At 59.6% G+C, this 10,725-nt stretch carries 7 protein-coding genes and 2 pseudogenes; 6 read left to right on the top strand and 3 right to left on the bottom strand.

The window, feature by feature from the left end; genetic code table 11:
• Positions 1-65 precede the first annotated feature (65 nt).
• Positions 66-515 (bottom strand): annotated as a pseudogene (locus tag IEX64_RS23445) (IS5 family transposase); the annotation flags it as partial.
• A gap of 393 nt (positions 516-908) precedes the next feature.
• Here IEX64_RS23445 and IEX64_RS23440 point away from each other — a divergent pair.
• The 4 genes from IEX64_RS23440 (at position 909) to IEX64_RS23425 (ending at position 5,934) form a co-directional block, all read left to right on the top strand.
• Positions 909-1,946: an AraC family transcriptional regulator gene (locus IEX64_RS23440; RefSeq protein WP_188823809.1), complete on the top strand. Its 1,038-nt coding sequence runs from the start codon at positions 909-911 to the stop codon at positions 1,944-1,946.
• A gap of 129 nt (positions 1,947-2,075) precedes the next feature.
• Entirely contained in the window at positions 2,076-3,263 is a 1,188-nt protein-coding gene (locus IEX64_RS23435) for a MaoC family dehydratase (RefSeq protein WP_188823808.1), read from the top strand.
• A 13-nt stretch (positions 3,264-3,276) separates the two neighbouring features.
• Complete coding sequence (locus tag IEX64_RS23430; RefSeq protein ID WP_229710703.1) at positions 3,277-4,977, top strand: class I adenylate-forming enzyme family protein; 1,701 nt, start codon at positions 3,277-3,279, stop codon at positions 4,975-4,977.
• A gap of 156 nt (positions 4,978-5,133) precedes the next feature.
• Complete coding sequence (locus IEX64_RS23425; protein WP_188823805.1) at positions 5,134-5,934, top strand: enoyl-CoA hydratase/isomerase family protein; 801 nt, start codon at positions 5,134-5,136, stop codon at positions 5,932-5,934.
• Between the two features lie 235 nt (positions 5,935-6,169).
• On the opposite strand, the gene IEX64_RS23420 is transcribed toward IEX64_RS23425, so the two are convergent.
• Positions 6,170-7,393 (bottom strand): CaiB/BaiF CoA transferase family protein, encoded by a 1,224-nt coding sequence (locus IEX64_RS23420; RefSeq protein WP_188823804.1) that lies wholly within the window; start codon positions 7,391-7,393, stop codon positions 6,170-6,172.
• Positions 7,394-7,687: 294 nt separating this feature from the next.
• Complete coding sequence (locus tag IEX64_RS23415; protein ID WP_188823802.1) at positions 7,688-8,548, bottom strand: helix-turn-helix domain-containing protein; 861 nt, start codon at positions 8,546-8,548, stop codon at positions 7,688-7,690.
• A 114-nt stretch (positions 8,549-8,662) separates the two neighbouring features.
• On the opposite strand from IEX64_RS23415, the gene IEX64_RS23410 reads away from it, so the two are divergent.
• Both IEX64_RS23410 and IEX64_RS23405 read left to right on the top strand, forming a co-directional pair.
• Positions 8,663-9,808, top strand: coding sequence for a sulfotransferase family protein (locus IEX64_RS23410; protein WP_188823801.1), 1,146 nt, complete (start codon positions 8,663-8,665; stop codon positions 9,806-9,808).
• 167 nt (positions 9,809-9,975) lie between these two features.
• Positions 9,976-10,656: pseudogene (locus IEX64_RS23405) on the top strand (transposase); the annotation flags it as partial.
• Between the last annotated feature and the right edge of the window lie 69 nt (positions 10,657-10,725).

The raw sequence follows: 10,725 nt of genomic DNA, 5'->3' as shown, positions 1-10,725 counted from the left end.
CGCACCACTACCCCGAAGGCTGGGCACTGCCGGCCACGGCGACGCCCTTTTTCCGCAACCTGTTAATCGCTGATCTGGCCGGCGGTGATGAAGAAGCTCAAGGGCCGACCATTGGGCGTCGGTGATCGCATGAAGCTTGGTGTTCATGCCGCCCTTGGTGCGCCCGATCAGGCGCCCAAGATCCCCTTTTTTACCCGCAGGCTCGAGGCTGTGCGGTGCGCTTTCAAGTAGGTCGCATCGATCATGACGGTCTTGGGCTCTGCCCTTCCGGCGGCAAGACCTGCCATCATCCGGCCGAACACGCCCATCTCGCCCCAACGTTTCCAGCGGTTGTAGAGCGTCTTGTGCGGACCGTATTCCCTCGGCGCATCACGCCAGCGCAAACCGTTGCGATTGACGAAGATGATCCCGCTCAGCACGCGCAGGTCATCGACCCGGGGCTTGCCATGACTCTTGGGAAAATACGGCGAAAGCCGCGCCATCTGCTCGTCCGTTAGCCAGTACAGGTCGCTCATGCTCAGTCTCCTCCTGGAGCATGAATCACATCGCCCTCAACCAATCAATGGGTCCTGAGCCTAGTAAAAATGAAAACAAAATATAGGATATTTTTATCAGTTCAATGAAAATATTACTACAATATATTATATGTTCTACAAGAGGGATTTTCGAAATATTAATGTGATGGATTTCTGCGATATTCAAATCAATAAAGCCTCATGTAGGTTGCAAATGACGGTATGTTCTGGATCTGGATCAGGTCCTATATTTACGAATTCGAGATGGTCAATGTAGAATTGGTTCGATCAATTCTGACTGTCACAGGTTAAATTTCGCAATCGCCTCTGCATTGACTAGCGGTATCGGCGTTGGAATATACGCACCCAACTACGAAGCCAAGGAGGTACAACGTGGCTTCCGTTTCCGAGGACGTAGCATTCGAAAACCTCAATGCCCACTTGCTGCGGCATTTTCCGGAGCTCGTCTCCGAACTGGAGGGCGATGTTTCGGAACTTCTCCGAGCTGCAAGCATTGCGAGCATCGAATTTGCCGGTGGATGGGGGAAATTGACCTATCGGCAATCGATCACACTGCTCGAAATCGCGGCCCAGGTTCTGAAATGCCCGGACCTCGGCATGAGATTGGCGCAGAGGCAACAGGGCGGCAGCATTTTCGGGCCGCTCGGGCAGGTAATGCGCAATTCAAAGACGTTCGGCGAAGCCGTGATATTCGCGTGCGAGCATAGCAATGCACACAGCCGTGCAGCGCGGATATGGTTGCATCCCTTGGGAGATAATGGCGAGACGTTCGTAGGTCACGAGCTTCTGCTCGGGAACGTAGCGAACAGGGCGCAGGCCATGGAGCAAATTCTTCTTGTTGGGCATCTGGAGGCGCTGGCTATGACGGGCAGCCATGCCCGAGGCCGCAGGATCCACTTCCGGCACGAGCCGATTTCGCCTCGCAGGACCTATCGCCATTATTTCGGTTGCGAAGTGAGGTTCGGAGAACCTGCTGATGGCGTCGTGTTTTTGCGCGAGGACTTCGCTTGTCCGATCATGCAGCACAGCGCGCAATTACATAGTGACATGGTGAGCTACATTGAGCATGCGTTTCCGGCCCAACGGCCTCCTGTCCATGCTCAAGTGCGTGGGCTGATAATGCGCCGGTTATCGCTTGGAGATTGTTCGAGTGGTGTGATCGCTCGCGCAATGAACCTGCACAATCGGACGCTGCGCAGGCGATTGAAGCAGGAAGGTAGCAGCTTTCAGGAAGTGAAGGACGAAGTCCGCCGGGATCTGGCGCTCTACTATCTGGAGCGGACCGAACTCGATTTTCGCCGCATCTCCGAGAAACTCGGCTTTGCCGAACAGTCGATCTTTTCCAGAAATTGCAGGCGATGGTTTGGACAGTCGCCGGGCGAAATCAGAAGGACGCTTTCCGGAAGGTGACGTCCGGTGATTTTGTCCCATTCCGTCAAGCCTTGGTGCCAAGTGCTGATGCAGGGACCTTTCCAACCACAAAATAAATGGAGCGGTACGGCCTCGCGCCGCACTACTTCACCGGAAAAGGAGAGCGACATGGCTGACGGCGATCCCCAGGTGAAAATGGACATCTCGGACGTCGAATGGCGCCTCGGACATCAGGTGGGCGGCGGCGAACTCTGGGAGCCGTGCAGCAAGACCGATATCCGGCGCTGGGTCATGGCGATGGATTACGTGAACCCGCTCCATTGGGATCAGCTATTCGCACAGGGCACCAAGTTCGGCGACATCATTGCGCCCCAGTCGATCGCCGTGGCGCTGGATTACGGCCATGGTAACAACCAGGCCTGCGTGGGAAGAATCGACGGCCAGCACATGATCTTCGGCGGGGAGGAATGGTGGTGGTACGGTACGCACATCAGGCCGGGCGACCACCTCAGCCATGAGCGCATCTTCACCGGCTACAAGCTGACCGACACCAAATTTGCAGGCCCGACCCTGTTTCAACGCGGCGATACGATCCATCGCAACCAGCGCGGCGACCTGGTCGCCAAGTCCTGCCCGACAGTGATCCGCTATCTGGCAAAGGAGGCGGAAAAGCGCGGCATGTACGCTTCGACCGCTGGTACGCCTCGCAAGTGGGCGCAGGCCGAACTCGCGGAAATCGACCAGATCCGCAAAGACTGGTTCATGTCGAACCGCGAGGGCCGTTCACCGCATTTCGAAGAGGTCTCGTTAGGCGACAAGCTGCCGCGCCGGGTCATCGGTCCGCACTCGATCGCCAGCTTCACTACCGAATACCGGGCCTTCATCTTCAATATCTGGGGATCGTTTTACTGGAACACCATTCCGGGCGTAAAGGACTGCTGGGTCAACCAGGACATGGGCTGGATCGAGGGCTTCAGCTTTGATGAGGAAGGCGCCATGATCGATCCGCGCCTGCGCGATGGCCTCTATCTGGGGCCCTCGCGGGGCCATATCGATGACAGCCGGGCAAGCGAGATCGGCATGCACCGAGCTTACGGCTACGGAGCGACCATGGCGGCCTGGAATACCGATTACCTAGCGTTTTGGGCTGGGCACGACGGTATGGTGCGCCATGCCAAGTCCGAGTTCCGCGGCCCTGCCTTTGAAGGCGATGTCACCTATATCGAGGGCGAAGTGGTGGAGAAGATCGAAAAATCGGAGTGGGGCTTCCCCGTTGTGCGCATCAACGTGGTGATGACCAATCAGGATGGCAAGACGGTCGTGTCGTCCGTCAATGAGGTCCAGTTGCCTTACTGATGGGAAACGAGCTGTGAACGAACATCGCTACATAGCTAATCCTGCCGTCTCGATTTCACGCGGTATCCCCCTCGCGGAAGAGCAGGGACTGGGCGCGCTGACGCTTGGCGGCTTCCTCCAGGACGTTGTCCAGCGCTTCGGCGCGCATGAAGCCTTGGTTCATCGCAACGAGGACGGCCGCGTCGAGCGTTGGACCTACGAGGACCTGTGGAACCGCTCCATGGCCGTGGCCAAGGCCCTGATCGCCGACGGCCTCGGGAAGGGCGAGCGCGTCGGTGTGCTGATGACCAACCGACCGGAATTCCTGACATCGGTGTTCGGCGCGGCCCTGGCGGGCGGCGTGGCGGCACCGATTAGCACGTTCTCGACCGCTGCCGAACTGGCCTATCTTCTAGAACTGTCCGCTGTGTCGACATTGCTGCTAGAACGCTCGGTTCTCAAGAAGGATTTCCTCGAAACCCTGTGCGAACTGGATCCCCGGATCGGCCGCGATCCGCAAGAGCCATTCGCATCCGAAGTGTTCCCGTTTCTGCGCTCGCTTGCCATGGTGGGGGAAGGAGCGAGAGGCGCAATGCAGACCTGGCAAGGGTTTCTGGAGCGTGGAGCGGGCTTGGCTGATGATCGCGTGGCCAGGAGAGCTGCGGCAGTCTCGCCGGCCGATCCCGGCGCCCTGTTCTTTTCGTCGGGATCGACGGCAAGGCCCAAGGGTATTCTGTCCGCGCATCGCGGCGTTGCCTTGCAAATGTGGCGGATGGGGCCGCAACAGGGCCTGGCCGACGGCGTTCGCAGCTGGACGGCCAATGGCTTCTTCTGGTCGGGCAACTTTTCGATGATTGTCGGAGGTACTCTGGCTTGCGGCGGCACCATCGTGCTTCAACGAACCTTCCATCCTGCCGAAGCGCTGGAGATGATGGAGGCCGAAAGGGTCAACTTTCTTTTCGCCTGGCCGCATCAGTGGGAGCAACTCATCGGCGCCCCGAACTGGGAAAAGGCAGACCTTTCTGCGTTGGTTTACGTGGATGCCAGTTCGCCCATCGCCAGGCATCCAAAGGTCAATTCCAGCTGGATCGAACCGCGCCACTGCTATGGCAATACCGAAACATTTACCCTCAGCACCGCTTATCCCGCGCAGACGAGCCGTGAAGAAGCCGGAGACAGTCATGGCCTTCCGCTGCCGGGCAACATCATAAAGATCGTGGAGCCGCAGTCTGGGCGCGCGCTGCCGGTTGGCGAGCGCGGCGAACTGGCGGTCAAGGGGCCGACCCTCATGCTTGGCTACCTCGGCGTGCCGCTTGCCGACACCCTGGACGAGGAAGGCTTCTTCCGAACCGGCGATGGCGGATGGCTCGACAGCGAGGGGCGTCTGCACTGGGAAGGGCGCCTCAACGACATCATCAAGACGGGCGGGGCCAATGTGTCCCCGCTGGAAATCGACGATGTGATCTGCGAGTGCCCGCAGGTTAAGATGGTGCAGACCATCGGTGTGCCGCACCACACGTTGGGCGAAATGGTAGTCTCTTGCATCGTACTTCATGATGGCGCGCATCTGGACGAGAAGTCCGTCCAGAGCTGGGCGAAGGAGAAACTGGCCAGCTACAAGGTCCCTCGCAGGGTTCTGTTTTTCGGTTCCGCCGATTTGCAGTTGACCGGCAGCGCGAAGATAAAGACGGCTGACCTTCGCGCCCTTGCCGCAAAGAAGCTTGAATCAACGTGATTTGTGCGTCGGCCAGAAGATGCTCTTCAACGTCCGGCGGATGCCCGAGCGTTTTTTGGCTAGCTCATGAGCGTGGGTGATCAAGGGGCGCCGTGAATTGGCGCGATGCATAGATGCAAAAATGGCCAGGTCATGTACCTGGTTGAAGGAGGCGACATGAGTGAATTCGACGTCGGATCGAAATGTCTGAAGCTGGAGCAGGACGGTCCCCTCTTGTGGTGCACTATCGATCGGCCACATGCGCGCAACGCGTTCACGCCGGCCATGTACTTCGGTATCAAGCGGGCGGTGCGCCTGGTGAACGATCCCGGGAACGACTTGAGAGCGCTCATCCTGACCGGAACAGGGGACGTATTCGCGCCGGGCGGGGATCTGGGCGGCCGCTACGAGCCTGACGACGAGAAGGTGCCGAGCGGTCTGACATATGAGACACTGCCTTTCATCGCTATCCGCGAAAGCATGGCGCCGGTCATATCCGCAGTGAACGGAATCTGCCAGGCAGGCGGCCTGCTCGTGGCCATGATGTCCGATATCGCTGTCGTGAGCGAGCGGGCGAGTTTTCGGGTTCCCGAACTGTTGCGTGGTATAGTCGATGCCACATATGCCGCAGTTCTGCCCGCGCATGTCGGGATGGCACGGGCACGCGATCTTTTACTCTCGGCGCGCACGATCGACGCGGCGGAAGCCCACCAGATCGGATTGGTGTCACGGATTGTGTCGCACGACCAGCTTCGCGCCGAAGCGCGCGAGGCGGCGGTGCAGATCCTCAGGACTGCTCCGGAAGCACGAGCCCATGTGAAGCGAATGCTGAACCAGCAGTATGCACAGATCGACTATGAGACGATGTTCGCCTCGCTGGCGCACGGTCAGGAAGTGCGGGAAGGGATGCGTTCATTCATGGAGAAGCGGCAACCCAACTGGATACCGCAGGATTTGCAGGGCATTGCCGACAAGTAATTCTTGCAGTCCCTGAAGCGCAAACTGCATCCGCGGTGCAACATTGACCAAGGTAGAAAAACCTGGGCGGATGCAGCACTGCAATCTGCGCATGGCTCGCGAGGCACGATCGAGAAAAGCCCCAAAGGGGTACGGGCTCTGCCGGGCTGAGTGAGTTCCAATGCCGGTACCGGATCTCGCGGCGGCCCGGAAAACGAAGACGCGATCGAAACCGCCGCTTCGTTTTCCGGCCTGGTCAGGCGATGGTTCCGGAAGCCTTGAGATTTTCGATCCGGCCCCATTCGACCCCGAGTTCCATGAGGAACAATTCGGTATGTTCTGACGCTTGGGGCGCGCGAGTGGTTTCGACCGGTGCGTGGTTGAACTGCACCGGGCCGCGGACCAGCTTCAGCGGTCCGCCGTCCGAGGCTTCGACCTCGATCACCATGTCGTTGGCGAGCGCCTGTTCATCATTGCTGAGATCGAGCAGGCTCTGGAAGGGGGCCCATTGTCCGGCCATCGTCTTGAGGTGCTCGCGCCAGTAGGCAAACGGCTTTTCCGCGAACTGGTGCGCGATGATCGCGCTCGCTTCCGCGCAGTTTTCCATAAGGGCCCCGACGCTTGAGAACCGGGGATCTTCAGCAGCTTCCGGTACGCCAAGGTGTGCAAAGGTGTCGCTGATGTAGCGGCCGGGAATCAGGATGCACAGGTTAATGGTGCCACCGTCTGCGGTCCGGTAGTTGCCCATGAACGGATTGATGCCGCTGGCGCCCGACCTGGGCATGCCGACGCGGGTCACCGAGCCTGTTTCCATGAACTGGTCCACCGCAGTGCCCGCCGACCACCAGGCCGTGCTGAGTAGCGAGACATCGACTTCGATCGCCTCGCCCGTCTGGGTGCGGTGGAAGAGTGCAGCGGCAATGCCGCCCGCGATGTTCATGCCGCCGGTCGAATCGCCGAATGCTGGAATACCCTGCGACAACGGGCCTTCGAGTTCGGCCGGGCTCATGGAGTAGCCTACGCCGCTGCGCGTCCAGAAAGCGGTGCCGTCGAAACCGCCAATCTCTCGTTCTGGTCCCTTGTCACCATAGGCGCTGCCGCGCGCGTAGATGATGTTCGGGTTGGCTGCGCGAAGATGCTCGACGTCGATGTTGAGCTTGCGGCGCAGTTGCGGGAGATAATTGGTCAGGAACACGTCGCAGGTCTTGGCGATCTCGTAGATCAGCTCCTGACCCTCGGACGTCGAGATGTCGACGCCGACGCTGCGCTTGCCGCGATTGGGATGCTCCATCAAGGTGTTGCGGTGCGGATTGACCTTTTGACCGCCCAGCGTGACAAGCCCACGCATCGCATCGCCGCGTACGGGATGCTCTATTTTGATCACATCGGCGCCCCAATCAGCGAGAAGGGCGCCGGCAGCCGGCACGAAAGTGTGCTGGGCTACTTCCAGAATCCGAACCCCTTGCATCACCTTGGTCATTCGCAAACTCCTGAATAATGGCACCTTCGAAGGTGGCCAGTTCTGTAAATCTTGCACCAATCCCGCATATCGCGACAGGAAGCCTTAAATGTCGATCTGTGCGGCAGGTACGCCGAAAGCCAAGTCTGTCAGTCAGGCCATCATTCTGGCGGCAGTTGCACATGGATAGATGCCACGATGGCGCAACTCCCATCCGACTTTGCGGCTTTCTTCCGTGAGCGCACTGGCAACCTTGGGGAGGATGCTGTTCTGTTGCGGCGCGGTCGCATCTCGCCGCCGATGCCAAGCGCGCATTCACTGCGGGCATCGCCCATGGCTCTCGGCGGTGACGGCGGCAGCAGCGGCGCATAGGCGCCTGACACTTTGTTTGATCCGGGCTATATCGAGATCCGGCTGAAGTCCCGATAGCGTGAGCTCAAGCTCAACTTCACCGTCCGGGCCGAACACTGGGGCCGAAATGTAGATTGCCCCCTGATCAACAACGGCTTCCAGGTCCTCGGCCTGAATTTCCGGGGCCGTAAGTGCTGAAACAGCGGTTTGCAGCGAAGACCAGTAGGTATCGTCGCGGCGTGCCCCGATGTCGATCAGGAGCGCCTTGCGCAGCGGTGTCTGATTGGGGCCGTTCGCCGCAATCGTATATCCGCGGCTGCGGATAAGAGGAAGCGCGCGTAGCAGATGTTCGGCCAGTGCCGGCTGCATGTCTTGAGGCAGTCGCGCCAGATAGGCTTGCCGGACCGGCCGCGGGGCCCAGGCTACGTGCGCAAGGCCGACGGGCGGAATGAACGCCCGGCGCTCACCAATACGGCTAACGCCCTCATGGGTCTGCGGTGTTCCCTCCTTGGCGACCAGGATGAGTTCGTCGTTGAGGACTGCCGATGCTGTGCACTGCGCCTTCAGGTCCTGGGCCAGCAGCCGCATCTCGTGTCGCGCCGCATCGATGCTGCGGTGCCTAGAAAGAGCTGCCTGGCCAATCATCACCAAGGCAAGTCCCAGCGAGAAGGTTTTGTGGCGAGGGTGTCGCGAAACATAGCCCGCCTCGGTCAGGGTGGTCAGCACGCGGTGGGCGGACCCGTGGCTGAGCCCGAGCCTCGAAGCGATCTGCGATAGCGAGAACCGCTCTGCCGGGTACGTCGCCAGAAGATTGACGACGTCCACTACGCGACTGTTCGATCTGTCCATCAAATGGCCGCCCCGATTGTGCATTGACTCCCAGACTGCATACACTCAAAAGTCCAATTATCAACGTATGATATCCATATATGGAAAAATATGCTATCTACAACTGAACTTCTGGCGGCTGCCCGCAGCGATACGGAACTGGTCGATCTTGGTGATGACGCGATCCTCGAAGGGCTCAATGTCCTCGTCGAGGCAGTGAACCGCGAAGCGCGTTTGAACGAGCGGGGCGAGGCGAACATGCGTGGCCTCATCCACAAGCAGCTCGTCAACCGGCTGCGGGTGGAAGACTATCTCAAGCACCATCCGGATTTGCTCGATCGTCCCATCGAGCGGCCGATGTTCGTTTTCGGATTGCCGCGCACAGGGACAACGCTTTTCATCAACCTGCTCGATTCTGATCCTGCGCGCCGCTGCTTCCTGCGTTGGGAAAGCCAGGAGTCAGTGCCCCCGATGCAGACCGGCGGGCGCAAGTCCGGTGACCGCTACGAGCGTGAGAAGGCGCGGCTGGAAGGCGCGCTGGTCCATGCGCCGCATATCGCTGCGATCCACTATGAGGAGCCCGATGGGCCGACGGAATGCCAGTTCTCGATGACCCAGTCGTTCTGTGCGCAGGTCTTCGAATCCAACACTTACGTCCCGACCTACCGCAAGTGGTTTCTTGAAGCGGATTATCTGCCGGCCTTTCGCTATCACAAGCGCCTACTGCAACTCCTCCAGGAAAATGAAGGCGGGCGCTGGACGCTCAAGAACCCGTGGCATCCGCTGTTTCTGGACGCGCTGACAACGGTCTACCCCGACGCGCAACTGGTGATGACCCACCGCGACCCCCTCGAAGTTGTCGGTTCGGCGTGCAGCCTCATCAAAGAAGTTCGCAAGATGCTGTCGGACACCGTCGATCTGGACGCTATCGGCACTTCTATGATGGAAATGTTCGAAATCATGATCGCGCGGTCCGAGAAATTCCGGGCCGAGCACGGCCCGGACGCGATTTACGATGTGCTTTACACGGATCTCATGCGCGACCCGATCGGGGCCATGAAGGGGCTTTACGATCACTTCGGAGAGCGGTGGACCGCTGCGGTAGAGAGCGGCATGCGTGCGCACCTCGATGCCAATCCCAAGGGGCGGCACGGCAAGCACACCTATGACATCGGTGAATTTGGCATCACCAAGGCGCAGGTCAGGGAACGCTTCGCAGACTATTGCAACAAGTACGAGATTCCACTGCGCGACTGACTGCCTTTAAACTGCGCGAATCTCGAGGGGCGATTGGGATTGATGACGCACACCGCCCCTATGGGGCCCTTTGCAGGCCTCAGGCACTCAACTGGACGCCTCGAAAAACCTCTGGTGCATAGCGGCTTGAACTGATTCACTGCCCCTGCGTTGCAGAGGAGGCAGTGATGGCGGGACAGCCTGGTTTCTTTGATCTTTCGGACCGGTACGAAGCACTGAGTGCAGCGGGCGATCCGCTTGAGCGCTTGGCGGCTGTTGTTGACTTCGAGGTTTTCCGTGGACCGCTGGCGGCGGCGCTTCGGCGGAGCGCTCGCAGCAAGGGCGGCAGGCCGCCGTTTGATCCGGTGCTGATGTTCAAGATCTTGGTGCTGCAGGCGCTGTACTCGCTGTCGGACGAGGCCACCGAGTTCCAGATCAAGGATCGGCTGTCGTTCCAGCGGTTCCTCGGCCTGGGGCTCGAGGGCACGGTGCCCGACGCGACGACGGTCTGGCTGTTCCGCGAGAGGCTGGTCAAGGCCAAGGCGATCGACCGGCTGTTCGCCCGCTTCGATGCCGCGCTGACTGATCGGGGTTATCTTGCCATGGGCGGGCAGATCATCGACGCCACTGTCGTGCCCGCGCCCAAGCAGCGCAACACCGAGGCCGAGAAGACGGCGATCAAGGAGGGCAAGATCCCGGAGCACTGGAAGGCCAAGCCAGCGAAGCTCCGGCAGAAGGACCGCGATGCGCGCTGGAGCGTCAAATATAGCAAGGCCAAGGTGAAGGAAGGCGCCGATCCCAAGGCGTTCAAGCCGGTCGATCTCGCCATCCCGATGTTCGGTTACAAGAACCACATCGGCATCGACCGGGCCTGATCTGCCCCCTTCTGAGTGGCCCAAAATCTGTTTTAGATTTTGCCACGAAGGAGGAATGGAATG

This window comes from Novosphingobium indicum (assembly GCF_014645195.1).
Lineage (GTDB): Bacteria > Pseudomonadota > Alphaproteobacteria > Sphingomonadales > Sphingomonadaceae > Novosphingobium > Novosphingobium indicum.
The sequence above is the reverse complement of the archived record's forward strand: the minus strand, read 5'-3'. Positions and strand labels throughout refer to the sequence as shown.

Coding starts and splice junctions, on each gene's coding strand:
- IEX64_RS23435 (WP_188823808.1), top strand. CDS start 2,076: ATGGCTGACGGCGATCCCCAGGTGAAAATGGACATCTCGGACGTCGAA.
- IEX64_RS23425 (WP_188823805.1), top strand. CDS start 5,134: ATGAGTGAATTCGACGTCGGATCGAAATGTCTGAAGCTGGAGCAGGAC.
- IEX64_RS23420 (WP_188823804.1), bottom strand. CDS start 7,393: ATGACCAAGGTGATGCAAGGGGTTCGGATTCTGGAAGTAGCCCAGCAC.
- IEX64_RS23410 (WP_188823801.1), top strand. CDS start 8,663: ATGCTATCTACAACTGAACTTCTGGCGGCTGCCCGCAGCGATACGGAA.